This is a genomic window from Bacillus glycinifermentans, assembly GCF_001042475.2.
GTDB lineage: Bacteria > Bacillota > Bacilli > Bacillales > Bacillaceae > Bacillus > Bacillus glycinifermentans.
In genome coordinates this window covers 1-18,319 of sequence record NZ_LECW02000082.1, presented here as the reverse complement: position 1 = coordinate 18,319, position 18,319 = coordinate 1, and the positions used below count along the sequence as shown (strand labels likewise).

Sequence of the window (18,319 nt, the reverse complement as noted above, 5' to 3'; positions counted from 1 at the left end):
AGAGATGTTGTGCCTTTCTTTTTAGCGTAATATGTTCTGTAATTTTTCCATCCTTTTTTTGAAAGTCGAATTAAGTCCATTTACTCATGTCTAATGGCTCTGTATTTTTCAAATAAACCCCGATAGTTAGTATATAAATCGTATTTTAATAGCCAAAGGAGCAATAGGAAGTCCTGCTTAAGCTTTAGAATAAGCTTTTATATTGTCTAATGCTAGAAGCATCTGTTGTTTTTTAGCCTCAAACTCTTCTGGATCCATTTTTTCAATATCAGGATCCTTCTCTTTTTTGTTTTCTTCTAGCCAATGTGGTGTCTTTTCTTCTCGGACAGGATGTGACCGCCTTGTTTTTTCAGAGGATTCTTTTAATATTGCAAGATTATTAAGTTTATTAGTTACCCCGGTATTCAAAGTGGCAGTAATACTCCGGATAGGGGAATTGGTTTTTTGAAGAACAAAATCCACTACTTCTGCGTATTGGGCGACATTAATAACATCTTTATGGGCATTAAAATGGTTTTCGATTAAAGATATATTAATACAATCAGTCACTAAACGATCAACGTGACGAATAAGCACCTTTTTAATAACTATGTCGAGTGAAGAGTTTTCAATTTTGTTTATGGTGTCTTGATGTGGATGACTCTGAATTAAAACAGTTTGTAGCCCTTGTTTAATCAAGATATCAAGATTGTTTTTTAAGTTTGCCAAATTGCTTGTTTTAAGCACTTGCTCTAAGCATGAACTGTAGATTTCAACAGGCAAGATCATTGAATACTTATCAAAATGAGATTTAATACTATCTAGAATAATATTTCCATCAATCAATCGATCAATGTTTGCATATAATATTTTTTTAATTTCTAAATCTATATCTAGAGAGTCGATCTCATTCTGGATTGTTTGATAGGTGTTCTTTGAAGAAGTCTTTGAAGAAGTCTTTGAAGTAATCTCTGGTATTGCTCCTTCATTTTGAAGCTTCGTATCTTCAATTTGCAGGTTGGAACCTTCATTTTGCAGATTCGAATCTTCAATTTGCAGGTTCGAATCTTCATTTTGAAGCTTCGGTGCATCTGTTTCTTCGGACTTCACTTCCGAACCTTCATTTTGAAGCTTCGTATCTTCAATTTGCAGGTTCGAAGACGCAGGCTTTTCAATAAAGAGGGAATAGCCTTCTAGCGAATAGCCAAGTTTATGCAAATCTTTCTGTATTAGCTGTAAATCTACACGGTATTGCCAAGTTTTATCCCACTTGAACTTGGGATTTCTTCTTCGTTTCAGCCACCCGTTTTCCACTAAGGTCTTACAAATTCGCTCCATTGTTGTTGAGGAGCATTCTAACATTGTTTCATCGATTAGCTCTTCTGCCTTTTTGTATATCCAGCCATTTTGAAGATTTTCTTTTATGTCATCTTCCGTTTCAACGGATCCATCAGTAAACTTTCTAATACGTGTCATCTCTTCTTTGAGAAATGTGTCTGCATCTTTAACTCTCTCGCTCCAGTAAATAAACTGGTTTAAAACCATGGCTAAATTGGGTTTTCCAGTTAGAGCAACAAGCTCTTCTTTTACAACTGCTCTTTTTAATTTTCTTGGTTCTTTGTTTAACATAAAAAAGCTCCTTTCATGGCCCCTTCGATAATGCAAACAACAAAGAAGAGATCTGAAAAAGAGCGTAAAATTCAACCTATAAATTGAATATTAGCTTTTATTTATAACAAAAAGATGTTATAATAAATCTAAGTGAATAAGTTTTTTCAGAATCTCTGTATAAATGTTGGTCGGCAAACTCGCATTTATCTCAGGGATTTTTTTTATTTTCTCTTAAGAACAGTTACTATTGTAACAAACTGAAACTTACTGTAAGAGGGTAATATGTCACGAAATACTAATAAACGGCACAAAACGACAGGATTATCTTTGGAAATAAAATGGGTAAAATGTAGAATTTACAAGGGTTTATAAGGCTTTCTTGAGTCAGGAAATCCCTCTCAATAAAGTCCTGAAAATGGGTGTTAAAGAAAATGAAGTAAGATAAAAGAATCACCCATCCAAAAAAACCCACAAAAGCATATTCATTTACAAATGAACCATAACCAAACAATTAATTTCTGGATATACACCTCTCCATCAGTTGATTAAAATTATATTATGTTATATACTTTTTGTCAAACGGACAAAAGTCACTTGTTCTGCAAATAAATTAAGGAGTGAGTGTTTTGGGGATTTGTATCAATGTTTAAATTAAATAATGAACATAATGAAACAGTTGGTATATGGGAAAATTCAAAAATTATATTTCAAGAACTGAAACAGGAGAAATTTCTGAGATGGGCTTTCTTCTTATGTGTTGGAATAGGATTTTACACCTATTTTATAAGTCCTTACTCTGATTGGATAGGACATTTTTCATTCTTGAAAGAATGTATGTTCTCTTTCGTTTCGACCACGGTTTTTTTGTGCGCCGCTGGAAATAAAAGGAAATATTTTTTTCGGAAAATGGGTTTCTTTAGACTGATGGGGTCAGCGTTAATTGGATGTATCATCACATTTGTTTTTCTGGTTATTTCGGTTGCGATATTGACTAGCATGAATTATGAGTTTTCTTCCACTTCAATCGTGGGAGGTGGAGGAGGCGATGGCCGGAGCATAAATTATGTGATTATCAGCTCGTTGATTCAGTTATATGGTGAAACTATGATTATAATTTTCCCGTTCTGTTTTTGTATGAAGATTTTATCGATGTTCATGCATTGGAGTAAAATGGTGACGGTGATTTCATTGGTTTTTTCAGGTGTGTGTTTTGGTTTAACTCATTACAGTACGTATGACGGGAACCTGATTCAACTTATTTTGGTAATAGGACTAAGCAGTGTTGGATTTTTGATTACCTTTCTTAGGGTCAAGAATATTCATAGTGCGTATTTGGCTCATGTTTTTTATGACGGTATTCTTTTATTTATACCACTCCTTATTCTTCAACATTATTACAGTTGATCTGCTTTTGGCCGGCCAATAAAGACAGGTTAATTTTAGACATAAAAAACAAAAAGTCCCCATTATTGTGAGGACTTTTTGTTTTTTAAAATTAGATCTTCAAAGTTAATGTATTCGATTTTAAGTTGATAAGCCCGGTCACTATTTTCGCTGTAGACTAAATTTGCATGGATATCTAATGCGTTAAGAACCTTTTCATAGGTGCTTAAAAGGGAGTTGCTAATACCCAATTCCATGCTGGAAATCGTTCTGGAGTCCATATCGGTGATCCTAGCAACCTCTTTTTGTGTTAAGCCTAATGCCACTCTTCTTCCGAATATTAATTTCCCCAATTTTTCTTGTAGGGAAAGTGGTTCGTTAATCTCTTTTCGCTTTCTTTCAACAAAAGGTTTGTTTTTCTCCTTTGCTAAATTGTTTTTTCGAATACGAGCCATATTATCATACCCCCATAACTCAGCTTTATTTTCAGACAATTTAGGTCAGGCTTTGTATTATATAATACCCCTCGACCCTTGTCTTGTCCTCTCCCCATTTTAATTTTTTGTTTGAGTTTAAAATTTTTTATAAGTTTAAACTTTAAAATTGAATAGAGTTTTAAACTTCATTTTTAATTTTAATTAATCATTGTTTAAAAAGGTGGGCGACGGGGGAAAAAGAATAATTTTTGTCTAGTTAAAAATTTAAGTATTATTATAATTTAAAATTCAATTAATTTATCAACATTATATTTAAAATCAGGATTTTAAGTATAAAATTCGTTTTTTATTTTTAATCAAAATTAACTGTGATTTTATTCGCTCGTCAGAGCGAATTTAAAGGGGAGAGAGCGACAAAAATTGCCAAGGAAAACTCACATTGCCTTCCCTAAATTGTCTGAAAACTTTATAAATGTTTTATTAAACACATAAAACAAATTTATAAGAACCTTATAAAACAATTAGATATATATTTAAAAACATATATAAAAAATATAAAGAAATAATAAAGAAAGAATTAAGAATAGAAGCATAAAGGGATAAAACAAATATTAAAAATCGAACTTTAAGTTATTAACGGGTTTAGAAACAAAATAATAAGGACGGTTTTTAAGGGGAGATTGGTTGTGATTGTTAGCAACAAAGTGATTGGTCGGCAATTTTTTTTAATAAAGATCCGCCCACCAAAACGGATGGTTTTCGAGTTGGGGAACTCTGTTTGATATCATTGCTTCCTCAATATTTCATTTAAATGAAGGATTTAAGGTTAGTTCCTCTGGTTAGCCCGGAGAGTTATACACAAAAAAGCCACCGTCTTTTAGGTGGCTTTTAATTTAATATCTGAAAAAATTTTAAGCGAATTGTTCCCCGACCCAGTTGAAGAATCCTCCTATTAAGTCAGCGATCGCTTTGAAAAAGTCACCAATTGCCTTGAATATATTTTCAAAAAAACCGCTGTCTTTCAATTCTTCATATTTTTTTGTTCCTTGGTCTAATAACTCTTTGGCTTTTTCTTGTGACTCCTTCGCTAGATCATCCAATTGTTTCTTAGCCTCATCAAAGTTTATGTCATTCGTTCTGTATTTATCAGCAAGGTTGATAAGTTGTGTTGTTTGTTGTTGAGTTATAACTTGGTCGAGATTTGCTTTTTTCAATTCATCCTGAACGATCTTTTGAACATCCTCTTTTGTGGCCGGCTTATTTTCAGCCATTTCCTTTTTAATTTCAGCTAAAGTTTGAGTGATCTGTTCACCGTTAATGTCCTTGTTGTTGTCCGAAATTCCTGAGATAGTCTCCAATTCATCATTTGCTACATCCATCCGCTTATTATCAAGCTTTTCGCCTTCGCTATCATAAGCTTTATAGATCCCGGTCAATGCGCTTTCACCTGTAACTTTGATAGGGGAAGCAATTGTAATGCTGGCATCAGTTACCCCGGCTGTTATTGCGGCATTTTTGTACATTGATTCAGTAACTTTTGTTATATTTTCTGGCTTAACAATCTCTACATTTATTCCATTTCCGCTATCAGTTCTTTCGACTTTTGCAGAGCTGTACAGATTGCTGTCGGGAGATCCGTCTTTTAAGTATTTAACCAAATCTTGACCGGAAACACTTACAGATTTCACTTCATCTAAATTATTAATTTTCAACAGCTCTTGTGTTTCTTTCTTTTGTTCAGATGATAAAGATGCACCATATGCGAAAACAGGCTTTCCCCATTTTTCATTAACCGCTCCGGAATCTTCGGCAAGTGCACATTGTCCCCCGATACTGAGACCTAAAGTGAACAATGATGCGACTCCTAGTGTTTTTAAATATGTACCTTTCAATAGCATTGGATAACTTCCACCCTTCTTTAATATTATAAATTAATTATAATATAATTAATACTTTTAGTCAATATTTGTTTTGGTTATCCGGTCATTTAAGAACCGATGATCTTGTTAGAAAAAGTATATCACTAAAAAACTCATTTTTGACAAAAAGTATAATAACTTCCGAAATGAAAAACAGAAAACAAAAAAAGAACGAGAAATAATATTTGCAAAAAATTATGATATAATTCTTACAAACGTGTTCCTTTCTGATATAATAAAACACGAAAAATAACAAAATCAAATTTCCCTTGAAAGGAGTATTTGTGCATGAATAGAAGGAATATCAGGAACATTGCAGAGTATGTTCTTGGTGACGATAATTATGCTTTCTTTTTCAACGAATTGAAGAGAAAGCAGTATAGCGACCTTCATATTGAAGGATTGTGGTATGTCTGGAGGATTGTCAAAAATACAAGATATTTTAATGAAGAAGAGAGAACTTATTTGACAAATATGTTTATGACGGTTAAGGATGCTTTAAAGATGAAAGGTAAAGAAGTGACAGAGAATGCGGCGAGGGCATTTAATACGGGGATAACTCGAAAATGTAATAAATTGATTGAACGTATTGGAGCTGACCTTTGGGATTTAGATCCTCATAAGATAAGCGAAGATGAGTTGCGAAGATACTGTACAAGGGCTAAAAAATTTTACGAACAACAAGCTAAGCTTGTTGAAAATCATTTAATCATTGATCAAATGGAGCTTCTGAATATCATAGGTAAGTCGCTCCCGGAGCATCAAAATTCAAAAAACATGAATAGTGAGGAGGTAATTGAAGTAGCACACCGACTTAAAAAGACGAATCTCCTCAATTACTTGAAGGAAAGAAAAGAAGTGGTTGAGTTTATTTTATATCACACAATGTATGATACAAGTCATCTGGCTCCTGCTGAAAGAAAAGTTAAAGAGAAGTTAGAACACATATTAATTAGTCGATGAAAAATTAAAGTTTTTTTATAATAAAAAGTTGATTTTTTGAGAAGAAAGTTATTTAATTAAAATAGATATTATAATTGCTCAGGGCATGTCTGAGCGCTATATTATTTTGAAAATGAATGAACTTTCAATTCATAAAGAAAGGATGTGAGTGGCGGTAAGTGACCGCTAAACATTATGGCAAATGAACGAGGAGGAAGAAGGGGGAGAGGATCTTACTCTGCTGGGAACCCGACAAGGGGGAATGCAAGAGGAAGTGGTCAGCTCGCGAGAGGAGTAGGAGGAAGTAGGGGTGTTCCGAGAACGACATCTTCAAACCCAAATTTTAAATCACGTAAAGCTCCTGATAATAGGGCCCCTATTCAAAAACTGTTATCCTGGCGTAACCAACCTGATTTTGAGGAGTTTCATAAAGGTAGGGGTTGGATTAAATATAACCCCATTGCTTGGTTGGTATATGGGTTTTATCTATTTGCCTATAATGCGATAGGGGTTCCTAATAGAGGAGACAATCGAGTAAGTCGTTTGTTTCTTGGATTGAAAAAATTCGGTACCTTTATGGTATTCATGCTATTTGTCTATATGACAAGTATGTTAGTTGTTGGTCTTGGTACTACTGCATATAAATATGCAACTGGGACAGGCGAGGGCCCTCCAACATCACTAGTCAGTCAGTACAGAGATTCATTTGAAAAAGTATATGAAACAGAAGATGAATCGGTTCCGGGGCATCCGATATACATTGCAGGTGTAAAAGTACCTGCTGGTATGGGAAAAGACCAATATGCGGCAGTTGCTCACGAAGTGATTAAAGAAAAACTAGATGAAAAGAAATATTCTGGGTTTAGAATCGATTTTTCCCCATCTGCTAAACTTTTAAAAGCAGGAGATGTGGTTAGTGGATATGTTATTTATGGTTATGGCGGACAATTGGACAGTCTTAAAGATCACAAGCCCGGTAATTACTTTGGGTTCAAATACAATCTAGAAAACGTTAAACCGTCGAATTACTCACCATACGTCATTACAGATAAGGATATGGACGCATATGCAACATTAAGATTAGCGCAACTCCAAGACTCAGAAGATTATTCTGCGGCTTCACAGAAAGTCAAAGAGGATTATCAAATTAGCGACATTACTCAATTCCAAAACAAGATGGAGTGGGGTGTTGCAACCTATAAGTTAGAAAATAAAGACCAAGAAATTAAACTATTAGAAGAAGTCAAAGGGAAGGACGTTAATCAAATCAAACCAGTTGTCAAAGACGACAACTTCTTTGGAAATTCACAAGCTGGAAAAGCTAAAGCGAAGTCTGAACAATAAAAAATAACCCCCTTGTCCTGTGGCAAGGGGGGTTTGTCTAAAGGAGAGAAAAGATGGATAGTTCATTTTCTGAATTGAGTAAACCGTATTTTCAAATGAATGAAGTACAGTGGAGTATTACTGCGTTAATAGCCATAATGTTTCTAGTGTTTTGGGTAGTGGAAATGACTTATCTCCAACAAAAGATGTTGTCTAAAGGTAAACAAGAGAGCGCCCCTTTTATGTACCTTGCAACTCCCTTTCTATTTGTGGTTACAGTGGCACTTTTCGGCTTTACAGTATCCCGTTTTTTGGTTTCTATAGCATTCCCGATCTTTCTGGTGGCATTGATTTTATTTGCGATTCGTTTTTTTATTCCGACAAAACATGTTAAAAACATGGCTTATTGCTCTACAAATTGGTCTAAGGTTAGAAACGGACTCTTTTGGTTCACTGCTTTCGCTCCCCCGGTTTATTGGTTCTATTTGCAATTAACTGTGGACACAATTGCTCAAAGCGTTGCGTTTCCGATTATTCTTGCATATCAGTTTACGTTTCCGCTATTATTGGTTTTCTATATCTATAAAAAAATGAACTTTAATGTGTGGCAAACCTTAATCTCATTTTTATTTCTAAGTGTGTTTGTAGCTGGTTTATGTGTATTCACTTTCTCGACAGCAAGTTCTGTTTTAGGCTATAGTATCGGCATTGCTCTGTTGGTTGTCACTTTAATAGGGTTGGTAATGGAATTTAACAGCGTTAGGGTGATCTTGAAACATAATGGCAAAATGGATTGAACAAAAAACCATTAAGTATATTGTATGAACTTAAACCCGTCTATTTGGCGGTTTTTTTTTGGTCTGATCCTAAAAATTATGACTAAAGGATTATTAAGGGAAATCAAGGATAAAAGAGGTGAGTTTGTTACAATATACCTGCGCCTCAATAATGACAAAGGATGAAGAGATTGGAAAACCGAAAAAAACATGCTTTTTTGTGGATTATAGAGGTGAATTGGTGATACAATAGGTTTAACGAACTATTACAATTGTAACCATATGGTTATCCGGCATGATCCTTTAGAACAAAACAAAAGGAAGATTGAGGCCACTTCGTTAGGTCGAAAGTGGTCGTTTTTTGCGTTATTTTATCCATTTTGTGAACATTTTTATATAAAAATTCGAGTTGTCAATGCTTATATAAACCCATTTATTTAAGAGTCAAAATGATTATATGTCACAATTGACGGATCATCAGGATGACGTTAAGTTATTCCTTGGGCGGAAAAAAATAAATACATAAACAAATGTCGAAACTGTTGAGAAATGCTGATATGTCGGCATTTTTAGGCGGTTTTTCTTTATGATAAGGTATGCGTTTAGGATGAATCGATTTGATCATTGGGATTAATATCGTAAAACAAATTGATTTTTTGTATAATCTTTCAAAAAAATGTCGAATATACGGAAAGATGGAACGATCTACATAAGGTTGATTTTAAATATAATAATAATTATAATAAAATTAAAAAACTGTTTCTGAATCAAAATTTTTAATAATTTAATCATTGAAATAATGCCTAAAAATTTAATTTGAAGCTAAGTGAAAAGGAGTGACAACAAGTGGCGAATAAAGAGTTGGCTAACATCGATTGGTTACAACAAAAGGCAAAACAATTGTCAGAAGCAACAACTAAGTTGTTTACTGACTGGAAAAATGATTTAACAGTGGATGATAAGTTTGTGCCTAGTGAAACGCTTTTAGAAAAAGAGTTGGCTGAAATTATAGAGGTAGAATTCCCGTTAGAAATAAGAGATCTTATTCGGGATACTTATGTGAGCACGTTTTTATTAGAAAAGGCGTGTAGGATGGAAAATTACTTTCCGGCAATTAGAGAAGCGAATAAACTAGATGAAGAACAGTTGTTAAAACGCTTTATTAGAGAGCGTAAAGAGGGTATGTATGTTGACTCTCCAGAAAAAGTCAGTCCTCAAGTTCTATATATTATTAAAAGACGCCATCAAACTGTGTACTCAGCAAAGGAAAGATGGGAGGAACTCCGTAGAGAGAAACTCGGTGATTTTGGTGTAGTTGTTGAAGGAAATGAAAAAGATGATGAAAAAACTTCCTTTGATAACAAAATTGAGGACTTGAAAAGAGTGTTCAAAGAAACAGGCATCCTACCTTCTTACAAGAAAGAGAACAGGATGCTTTATGATAAGAACTTTCTCTTTTCTGCTGTTGGGCACTACAATACAACAATAATCGGTTTACAACGAATTGTTTCGAATTGTATAGATCCCGCTTTATTGCCAACTTTCAAGAAAATATATGATAAATCTGAGTATAAAATGAATGTCATTATACTCAAACAAAGAATTCGGGAATTTATCGAAAAAAACCAAGGCGAACAGTTGACTATTAAAAAAGTCAGGGGAGGGTACTTCTTGGTTAACCATATTAGAGAATACAATCCTGAATTTAAAGATTTACAACCAATTAAGGTACTTAGTCACTTTTATCATGAGGTTAGAGAGGAAATAAAAAAAGAAAAAAAGTAATGCAAGGGGTGCGTATAATTGGACAGAATAAGTGAAATTTCGAATAGAGCTGATACCAAGTATAGACACTCCTATAATAAAGTTTTTTCGTTTCTAAACGTGTCAGGGTCATCAGGAGCGACGACTGTGGCTCTTATGGTGGCAGAGGCTTTAACTATAGCTAACAAGCGTGTAGCGCTTGTAGATTGCGATTTTTCATTTTCTAGTGGGTATGAAGCTCTTGAACCTCAATTGAAGCACTTGCCGCTTTCTGATGGGGATGCTCAATCAAGATCTCTTTTTGGCTTTTTTCATGAAGGGCAATCGATACTGAACTCTTGTTATAAAATGATTAACGAGGACATAGATTTGTTTGCAGTATATAAGCCTAACCCGTTTTATGCTTCTGAATTTGTCGATGATTCTATGATGTCAATTTTGATCGAAGAACTAAAAGCTAATTATGATGCTGTTATCTTGGATGTCCCTTTCAATCCGTACTTATTTTCTTCGGTAACTTCTGTTTTGAAGGCAGATATGACGTTTTGCGTGACGAACTTCTTTCAAAAAGGGGCTGTAGATGTTCTGAGAGCAGTTCAATATTTCAACAATATACATCCCTTTATTGAGAGTATGAAAAATACGATTGTTAATCTTTCCGAACCAAACGAATTTTATTCTAAACGAGAAGCGTTGATAAAGGAATACATAAACGTTTATCAAATTGATTTTGATCCGTGCTTTGATATGATCATGGAAAATAATATTGATTCTTATATATTTGGTAAAGAGGATAAAGCTGTTGTTCCTGTTGAAATTCAAGAACAATTTTTAAAAATCATAACCAGTATGAAAATATTGAATGATCAAGAAGAAAAACTGATTATTGAAAGAGATATAGAAATTTAGATTGACGATATTGGGCCAATCAAAAATCGATAGTGGAGGTGAAGAGATGATTACAAGTGAAGCTTATAATGCACTTGTGAAACAGAAAAAACAATCTTTAGGTAGCCACTCGGGAAATAATAATATTGGCGGCTGGGCATATTCTGCTATTCTGGGGAGGACTCAAGTATACATAGATAATATATCTTCATACATAGAGAGTCAGGTGAAACAGCTTTATAATGGGGCAGACAATTCAATAGTAGCCAAGCGTATTAGAGAAGTAAAGAAAAAGAACATAAGATTATTTATCACAAGAAATTTTTACAATGAATATATAATTGGTGAACAACAAAACTTGTTTGAGAGAACGGTTCAGAAAGTAACAGAGGATATCCTAGGTTTTGGAACACTATTTAAATTACTTGATGGCGCTAAATTTAAAGGTCAAGAAATTCATAAAGTATTTGTTAATGATTATGAAAAAATATATATTCAGGGGTTTGGTGGGGGCATTGAAAATGTAAGAGCATCAGATATTTTCCACTCCCGAAAGCAATATCTCCAATATGTTGATCGTCTTCTAAAAGAAGATGGAAAGTCCCTTGATTCTACACACTCTAAAGTTGAATTTATTATCGATAACAAGTATAAAATCACGGTCATACCGGCTGTGATGTTACATACTGAGGAACCAGCCATTATTATAGAGAAAGTCAAACTCAGTAACGTAACATTGGAAGATTTAGAAGAGCAAGGTATTATCCCTTCTGAGTTTAGTGAGAGATATATCCGGCAATACCTAAAAGAACAGTCGTATTCTGCACTTGTTGTTGGTGAAAACGGCGGTGTTCAAAATGTATTTGGTGCATTGATCAACGTATTAGAGAAGGGGAATAACCGAATTGTGTGGAATGTTCCATATACCTCTCAAGTAAAACAGAATGAATTGGTTTCTAATTTAAATAGCTACTTGTCAGGAGTAGGTGAGACGGTTATTGTTTCACAAAACTTAGGAACAGATATTAAAATAAATCAATTTTACGAGGATATTTTAAAGGGGACTCAGTATATCACTACCCATGTATCGAAAACGCTTGATACGGCCCTTCATGATATAAAAAGCCAGTTATTATCTCATTTAAGTATGCCTGATAAGATTTTAGAAGAATTTATATGTCTGGCATTCCCTCTCCAAATAGAGGTCTCAAATGTATTGGGGAGACCGAAGATTTCCACTTTGAAGGTTCGTAAAGATGACTGGAACCAAGGTCAGAAAACATTAGAACAGCGATATATGATTTTTAAATATGACACAATTTTTGAAAAGCTAAAAGAAGAAAATTAAAATCCACTCTCTTCTATTGAGTGGATTTTTTTAGTTTGACAAAAAGTATACATGATATTATACTAAATGCAAAAGGAATACACGGAGGTTTACAACATGAGTGATGGAAAAAGACCAAAAATTGAAGATATAGAAGTAAACTTAGAATTAATCAAAACGTTACGAGACAATTCGCCCTATCGACTTGAAGATCTAACAAAAATACTTGGTTTGAGATATTCGGCCAGTTACACAAGAAGAGAAGATGGGGAGGTTGGCTTTAAGCCGGAAGAGCTTTATTTGTTATCTATATTATATGAAGTCCCTCTTGATACACTCTTTATTGAAAAGTCATAATGTAAAAAGCAGCATGATGAAAAGAAAGGTTATACGCCTTTCTTTTTTTTATTTGTGAAGTTTCTCTATTATTACTCAAATTGACAAAAAGTATAAAATAAAATATAATAATATATGATAATGAGAGGAGTTTGATATTTCTATGCTTAGCTATGTGAATTTAATAGGCAGGATAACAAATGAAATCAAATTAGAATACACTAGCAAAGATAATGAAAAGGTCTTCTTTTATCTCGCAATCGTAAAACCCATGCAGAAGAAAGAATCGTTCACTATTCCAGTTCTAGCATATGGCGATACCGCTTTACGGATGATTGAGAATAATGTTAATAAGGGTGACTTGGTTTGTGTTGAGGGTGTTCTTGATGGTTATCAAGAGGGGCGAAAAACGATGATCACTACATTGGCTAAAAATGTTGTTTATCTGGAGCCGCAAGAGATCCGGACAAAAAGACATATTGAACAAGGTATTAAATTACCCAATCAACACAATCAGAGGTATGATGATCATCGGAGATGGAACGGGTATAGTGAAGACCATAAATCGCCGGATTACGGCCATTCTTCGAAAGTCGATCATACATATGGTGATCGAAGTCAACCCCAGAGAGAAAAGGGGGATCGGAGGCAGTATCGAAACCGTGGTTTTGATAATTATCAGAATGAAAGAAATCAATATGGTAGAGGTTATGGCGGTAAAAGACGAGGGGGGGAACGGGGATATCAGCCTGATGATGAATTACCTTTCTAATGAACAGGAGGCACAATATGACACAAGACAGCTTTAAAGACTTTGTGAATCAAATATTTCAAGATGAGCACAGTCATATTTCTCGTACGGGGTTGATTCCTGTTGAGGACGTTTATTCAAAAAAACCGAACTTAGAAAAACGCATAGAGAAGCTGTGTGAGCTTTTAAGCTTGCCGGATGACAAAAACCTTTACTATAGTCAGAAAGGCGTTATGGGGAAGTATGTATACCTTGATGAGAGCTTTTATTTTACCTTCTGGTCTCTCGAAAGGGAATATATTGAGCAATTTGTTCAGAAGGGCTTCCATAAGAAAAAAGACTACTGCAAGAAATTATTAAACGATAGAGACTTTGGACGTCTACTTTCAATTAATGATAAAGTGATTGGTTTTCACTTGTTTGAATTGCATTATAAAAAGATCCCTGTTGATGAACGGAAGGCGTTGTTTATTGATATTTACAGTCGAAGTGAATATGGTTTTAGTGATCTTGATAAAGAAATGGTTGAAGAGGTGTTGCGACTTCCAACACCAAAGGAATTCATGTTGCCTCCCGCTCTCGATCAAGCTATTTTGACAGTATATAGAGGGCAAGGACTAAAGTCAACTAGCTATGACGAAGCGTTTTCGTGGACTTTAAGTGAAGAAGTTGCTCGTTTCTTTGCTAACCGGTTCTCGGGAAATGGTACCGTGTTTAAAGGTAAAGTGAAGCGTGAAGACGTGGTCGGATACGTGGAGAGAGAAGAAGAGATACTGGTCTTTCCGGGAAGTGTATTTGATATAGAAAGGATACAGGGATGAGGAAGATGAGGAAAATATCAATAATAATTGGCATTATTCTTATTCTTGTAGGAGTTGTGTTTGGGGGAAGTTCCTTATGGGAGTTATATGAAACAAAAGCTAAAACCAGCGAATCATTGAAGGAAGCGAAAGCGTTAGTAAACAAACAGGAGAAACACGTTGAAGACACTGACACCAATCATCCGAATACAGTGATTGAAAAAAAAGAGCGTGAAAGCGTAAGGACAAGCGACGATTCAAAGAGCTCTGAATCTAAATCGAAGAATCTGAAAACGAAAGAAAAATACACACCAAAAACGGGTGATGTTGCAGGATTGTTAACAATCCCGGCGATAAATGCCGAACTGCCTATTGTTGAGGGAACCGATCCTAATGACTTAGCAAAAGGTGTTGGACATTATAAAGGCAGTTACTATCCAGATCAAAACGGCCAAATCGTGTTGTCTGGACATCGAGACACCGTCTTCCGCCGAGCTGGAGAATTACGAAAAGGGGATATTTTAAGGGTTGATACTGGATACGGCGGCTATGATTATGTTATTAAAAAAATGAAAATTGTCTCGAAAGATGATGATTCAATTATCACACTACAACACGAAAAAGAAGAATTAATCCTCACAACTTGCTATCCTTTTTCCTACATAGGGGATGCGCCTGATAGATATATCATATATGCATATAGAAAATAATCCGCCTATTTATGTATGGCGGATTATTTTTGGTCGTATTAAACTGATAATAGATAAATGACAGCCCGGCAAGGCTGTCATTTATTCTTAATTGGTGCGTTTTTGTTTCCTCTTGAGATTAAACAAGAGGATACCAGCACCGATAATAAGGATGATGGAGCTGATCAGTAACATCCGGTAAGTTTGGAACATGCTTGTGTTAGGGAGAGAATGGACTGTCTTTTTCTCGACATGTGGGGTGTCGTGTTTTTTGACAGTTGGAGGTACTGTATCATTCTCTTTCTTTTTGTCTTTAACCGTGTGTTTGATGATTTGCCCATCTTCCTTAATTTCAAAAGAGAAAGTCTCTTGATTAATTTCATAGCCGTTAGGGGCTAGAGTCTCTTTGTAAGTGTATTTACCAAAAGGTAAGCTGTTAAAACGAGCTACACCATCATCATCTGTTTTCCCCTTGGCTACTTCTTTACCGTTTTCGTCCGTAATTGTGAATTCTGCACCTTTTAGACGAGTGTTTTCATCTGCTACATCTGTCTTAGTGATTTCGAGACTGCCTGTGATTTTTTTGTTTGTTGCAGTTACTTTGACGGTTTCGTTATTTTTAGAGATCGAGAATTTAATAGGTTCTTTGTTAAGGACATAACCTTTTGGAGCTTCTTTTTCAACAAAAGAGTAAGATCCGTATTTAAGGTTTGTTACAGAAATTCTTCCGTCCTTATCAGTTGTATATTCACCGATTGTCTTCCCGTCTTTATCCTTCAATTCAAAGACCGCTCCTTCAAGAGCAACATCCTCATTAGAGCCATCTTTTTTGATTAATTCAACATGACCTTTAATAACCTTATTCGAGATCGGCAGTGTGATTGTTTTACCGTTATCTTTGATACTTAAAGGGTGTTTTGTTGAATCGAGTACATAACCTTCATTTGACTTGGTTTCTTGGACATAATACTCTCCATAAATCAGGTTAGTAAATGTTGCTTGGCCGTTTTTGTCAGTAACCTTAGAAACCACTTTTTTTCCGTCTTTGTTAAAGAGGGTAAATGTAACGCCTTCTAACGCTTTTTTGTTCTCATCTGTTTTCAAGATGCGGATGTTACCACGAATGTGCTTATTCACGAAGCTCAATTTAGAGGTTTCATCAGCATTAACCGTAACGCTTTTGGATGCGGACTCTAAAACATAACCCGTTGCTGTTTTCGTTTCTACTACAGTGTATTTTCCTAAAGGTAATTTTCCGGTAGTAGCAACACCGTTGCGATCTGTTTTGACAGTTTCAACGATTTTCCCGTTAGAATCTTTAATGTCGAATGTTACACCTGATAGAGGCGTTCCATCTTCGCTTGATTTAACGATTTTAATACCTCCAGATGTTTCCCATGACGCTGATACACCGACTTTAACGCTTTTTTGAACTTCTTTTAACGAAACGATGTTCTGATAGGTTCCGTCAGAATTATATTTCATTGATACCATCTTTTTTAAATCAGCTTTTACGTTCACTTCGATTTTAGAAGTTGGTGTGTCCTTAGGAAGTTGTACTCTAAATTGTTCTTTTGCGTTGAAAGTTTTTTTAGAAACCCCATTTACATCAGTTACTTTAGCTTTGCTTGGAGCGTTTTCTAAAGTAACGGTGTATGTACCTGTAGCAGAACTTTTAACTGTGTACGGATCCGTAACGAGAAATTTTCCTTTGACAGTTGCTTTTGCATTTTCAGGAGTCACGCTAAAGCTCACGTCTTGCGTGTCTTTTTTTGTTTCCGCAAGGTTAAGAAGATAAGAAACTGCTTTTTTTACAGAATTGTCACTGTAAGTGATGTTTTTTTGCTTAACCTCTCCAACAGCAATCCATACGGCCATTTGTGTAGCGTAATGAGCTTTTGCACGGCTACTAACGCCTAATTTGCTTGGTGAAATGTTAGGGTACCCATAAGACAAAATCCGGTACACTTTATTACTCATTTGACCGCCTGATGGCATATCAACGTTGTGTGGAGAGTGCTTTCCTGGCTGTAAACAGTAAGCGAACCTTGATGGATCAGAAGTTGATTTTATCTGTTCTGTTGGCAAGAATCCGCCTGTGCTTGAATCATAAGCCCATCCTTTAACCTTCGTATTTGGGTCGCCACTAAATGAATCGGCAAATGCCACATGAGATTGCAACGAAAACAAGGAACATAAAGTAATGAGCAATGCTGTTAAATATACAAAAGCTTTTTTCATGGTTCTCTTTCCTTTCATATGCGTTTTATATTGAATAGGGATATGGAAGAAGAAAAGAGCCATTTAACTGTCATCGATGAAGGCTTCTTCAATATTAAATTGTGAATTCAAACTCGACATAAACACCTCCTAGCAACTATTTAAGTTTATCTTACCATAATCTCAGTTTTTTTAAAACGATTTTTTTGAATAAAAGTAAAAAAATAAAATAATTATTTTAAAAAAGACGATGGATGTTTGTTCTTCGTTTTATAGTTAATATAACATTTGTGTAGGGGATTATAAAGGTTTCGAATGGGGTTATATCGAAATGAGAAATGTGATTTTTAGTACAAGTTATTGATTATTAAATAATAATCATTTGTGAGGATGCAGGGTGAAAACGTGTCAATTTTCTTCACCCATTATTATACACGAAGTTAAATTTAATTCAAAAATAATTAGTCGTAGTCAAGAATAAGTTGATCTAATAAAATATTCCGGTTTATTTTGATAATCCTTTTATTAAAGGTTTTCTTATAATTTATGTTGATGAAAAGTATATGGTATAAAATTTTATACAAATAATAAATTGGGATATTAAGAAGTGGCGGAACATTGGATGTTTGTTAACAGAAATAATGGATAAGTGTTTACAGATGATCGATAAAATATTTTTTGCGAAAAAGGACAAAAAATCATTTTTTTAAAATCCAGAAATCGAATGAAATAGAAATAATTATATGTGATACATTGAATGATGAAACCAATGTACATATATAGATTTAATGATCTTTTGGATATTAGATTGACAAAAAGTAATGATTATTGAAAATTAAATTGCACCATTTCATTGACGAAAAGTATATACAATTATATAATTAAAACAGAAATTGAATCAGGAGGATGTGATTGAAGATAGGGTTTACCTACCTTTGCCACTATGAAAGAAGAAGAATCAGATATGCAGTCTACACCAGTTGAGTACACTTGCCATAATTGCGGTGTGGTTGAGTGGGATGTAGAAGTTGTTGTGAAAAAGAAGTGTAAGAATTGCCAAGAAATAATGAATTGCGAAGAGGAAATCGATGATCTGTAACAAGTAAAATCATCAATCCTGTGAGAGGAGGTTTCATAATGAGAGAAAGTATTCTCCGGGTTAACCCCCTAATTT

At 34.6% G+C, this 18,319-nt stretch carries 15 protein-coding genes; 11 read left to right on the top strand and 4 right to left on the bottom strand.

Translation table 11 applies throughout. The features are described from left to right. Nucleotides 1-177: 177 nt before the first annotated feature. Nucleotides 178-1,608, bottom strand: a complete 1,431-nt coding sequence (locus AB447_RS24330; protein WP_053075394.1) for a hypothetical protein — start codon at nt 1,606-1,608, stop codon at nt 178-180. A gap of 624 nt (nt 1,609-2,232) precedes the next feature. On the opposite strand from AB447_RS24330, the gene AB447_RS24325 reads away from it, so the two are divergent. After that, nucleotides 2,233-2,994 (top strand): CPBP family glutamic-type intramembrane protease, encoded by a 762-nt coding sequence (locus AB447_RS24325; protein ID WP_048354165.1) that lies wholly within the window; start codon nt 2,233-2,235, stop codon nt 2,992-2,994. Nucleotides 2,995-3,056: 62 nt separating this feature from the next. On the opposite strand, the gene AB447_RS24320 is transcribed toward AB447_RS24325, so the two are convergent. Both AB447_RS24320 and AB447_RS24315 read right to left on the bottom strand, forming a co-directional pair. Further along, nucleotides 3,057-3,428, bottom strand: coding sequence for a helix-turn-helix domain-containing protein (locus AB447_RS24320; RefSeq protein ID WP_048354166.1), 372 nt, complete (start codon nt 3,426-3,428; stop codon nt 3,057-3,059). Nucleotides 3,429-4,321: 893 nt separating this feature from the next. Then, nucleotides 4,322-5,308 carry a DUF1002 domain-containing protein gene (locus tag AB447_RS24315; RefSeq protein WP_048354167.1) on the bottom strand — a complete coding sequence of 329 codons (987 nt, stop codon included), beginning with the start codon at nt 5,306-5,308 and terminating at the stop codon, nt 4,322-4,324. Nucleotides 5,309-5,617: 309 nt separating this feature from the next. Here AB447_RS24315 and AB447_RS24310 point away from each other — a divergent pair, with 309 nt between their 5' ends. The 10 genes from AB447_RS24310 (at nt 5,618) to AB447_RS24265 (ending at nt 14,946) form a co-directional block, all read left to right on the top strand. Continuing rightward, nucleotides 5,618-6,292: a hypothetical protein gene (locus AB447_RS24310; protein ID WP_048354168.1), complete on the top strand. Its 675-nt coding sequence runs from the start codon at nt 5,618-5,620 to the stop codon at nt 6,290-6,292. 174 nt (nt 6,293-6,466) lie between these two features. Beyond that, on the top strand, nt 6,467-7,615 hold the full coding sequence (locus tag AB447_RS24305; RefSeq protein WP_048354169.1) for a hypothetical protein: 1,149 nt from the start codon (nt 6,467-6,469) through the stop codon (nt 7,613-7,615). A gap of 53 nt (nt 7,616-7,668) precedes the next feature. Continuing rightward, entirely contained in the window at nt 7,669-8,391 is a 723-nt protein-coding gene (locus tag AB447_RS24300) for a hypothetical protein (protein ID WP_048354170.1), read from the top strand. A gap of 825 nt (nt 8,392-9,216) precedes the next feature. Continuing rightward, a complete protein-coding gene (locus tag AB447_RS24295) occupies nt 9,217-10,155 on the top strand; it encodes a hypothetical protein (protein WP_048354171.1) in 939 nt (312 codons plus the stop codon). 18 nt (nt 10,156-10,173) lie between these two features. After that, nucleotides 10,174-11,043: an AAA family ATPase gene (locus tag AB447_RS24290; protein WP_082634705.1), complete on the top strand. Its 870-nt coding sequence runs from the start codon at nt 10,174-10,176 to the stop codon at nt 11,041-11,043. A 46-nt stretch (nt 11,044-11,089) separates the two neighbouring features. Continuing rightward, nucleotides 11,090-12,370 (top strand): hypothetical protein, encoded by a 1,281-nt coding sequence (locus tag AB447_RS24285; protein ID WP_048354173.1) that lies wholly within the window; start codon nt 11,090-11,092, stop codon nt 12,368-12,370. Between the two features lie 96 nt (nt 12,371-12,466). Then, on the top strand, nt 12,467-12,706 hold the full coding sequence (locus AB447_RS24280; RefSeq protein WP_048354174.1) for a hypothetical protein: 240 nt from the start codon (nt 12,467-12,469) through the stop codon (nt 12,704-12,706). A gap of 142 nt (nt 12,707-12,848) precedes the next feature. Further along, complete coding sequence (locus AB447_RS24275; protein WP_048354175.1) at nt 12,849-13,457, top strand: single-stranded DNA-binding protein; 609 nt, start codon at nt 12,849-12,851, stop codon at nt 13,455-13,457. Between the two features lie 17 nt (nt 13,458-13,474). Continuing rightward, complete coding sequence (locus tag AB447_RS24270) at nt 13,475-14,257, top strand: hypothetical protein (protein WP_053075396.1); 783 nt, start codon at nt 13,475-13,477, stop codon at nt 14,255-14,257. Then, nucleotides 14,254-14,946 (top strand): class D sortase, encoded by a 693-nt coding sequence (locus AB447_RS24265; RefSeq protein ID WP_411801452.1) that lies wholly within the window; start codon nt 14,254-14,256, stop codon nt 14,944-14,946. Before AB447_RS24270 ends, AB447_RS24265 begins: the two co-directional genes overlap by 4 nt. An 87-nt stretch (nt 14,947-15,033) precedes the next feature. Here AB447_RS24265 and AB447_RS24260 read toward each other — a convergent pair whose 3' ends face one another. Further along, nucleotides 15,034-17,166, bottom strand: a complete 2,133-nt coding sequence (locus tag AB447_RS24260; protein WP_057957790.1) for a SpaA isopeptide-forming pilin-related protein — start codon at nt 17,164-17,166, stop codon at nt 15,034-15,036. Nucleotides 17,167-18,319 lie beyond the last annotated feature (1,153 nt).

Excerpts from the sequence above, each read along its gene's own strand:
- AB447_RS24320 (WP_048354166.1), bottom strand. The coding sequence starts at position 3,428 with ATGGCTCGTATTCGAAAAAACAATTTAGCAAAGGAGAAAAACAAACCT.
- AB447_RS24325 (WP_048354165.1), top strand. The coding sequence starts at position 2,233 with ATGTTTAAATTAAATAATGAACATAATGAAACAGTTGGTATATGGGAA.
- AB447_RS24275 (WP_048354175.1), top strand. The coding sequence starts at position 12,849 with ATGCTTAGCTATGTGAATTTAATAGGCAGGATAACAAATGAAATCAAA.
- AB447_RS24280 (WP_048354174.1), top strand. The coding sequence starts at position 12,467 with ATGAGTGATGGAAAAAGACCAAAAATTGAAGATATAGAAGTAAACTTA.
- AB447_RS24265 (WP_411801452.1), top strand. The coding sequence starts at position 14,254 with ATGAGGAAGATGAGGAAAATATCAATAATAATTGGCATTATTCTTATT.
- AB447_RS24270 (WP_053075396.1), top strand. The coding sequence starts at position 13,475 with ATGACACAAGACAGCTTTAAAGACTTTGTGAATCAAATATTTCAAGAT.
- AB447_RS24315 (WP_048354167.1), bottom strand. The coding sequence starts at position 5,308 with ATGCTATTGAAAGGTACATATTTAAAAACACTAGGAGTCGCATCATTG.
- AB447_RS24305 (WP_048354169.1), top strand. The coding sequence starts at position 6,467 with ATGGCAAATGAACGAGGAGGAAGAAGGGGGAGAGGATCTTACTCTGCT.
- AB447_RS24300 (WP_048354170.1), top strand. The coding sequence starts at position 7,669 with ATGGATAGTTCATTTTCTGAATTGAGTAAACCGTATTTTCAAATGAAT.
- AB447_RS24260 (WP_057957790.1), bottom strand. The coding sequence starts at position 17,166 with ATGAAAAAAGCTTTTGTATATTTAACAGCATTGCTCATTACTTTATGT.
- AB447_RS24310 (WP_048354168.1), top strand. The coding sequence starts at position 5,618 with ATGAATAGAAGGAATATCAGGAACATTGCAGAGTATGTTCTTGGTGAC.
- AB447_RS24330 (WP_053075394.1), bottom strand. The coding sequence starts at position 1,608 with ATGTTAAACAAAGAACCAAGAAAATTAAAAAGAGCAGTTGTAAAAGAA.
- AB447_RS24285 (WP_048354173.1), top strand. The coding sequence starts at position 11,090 with ATGATTACAAGTGAAGCTTATAATGCACTTGTGAAACAGAAAAAACAA.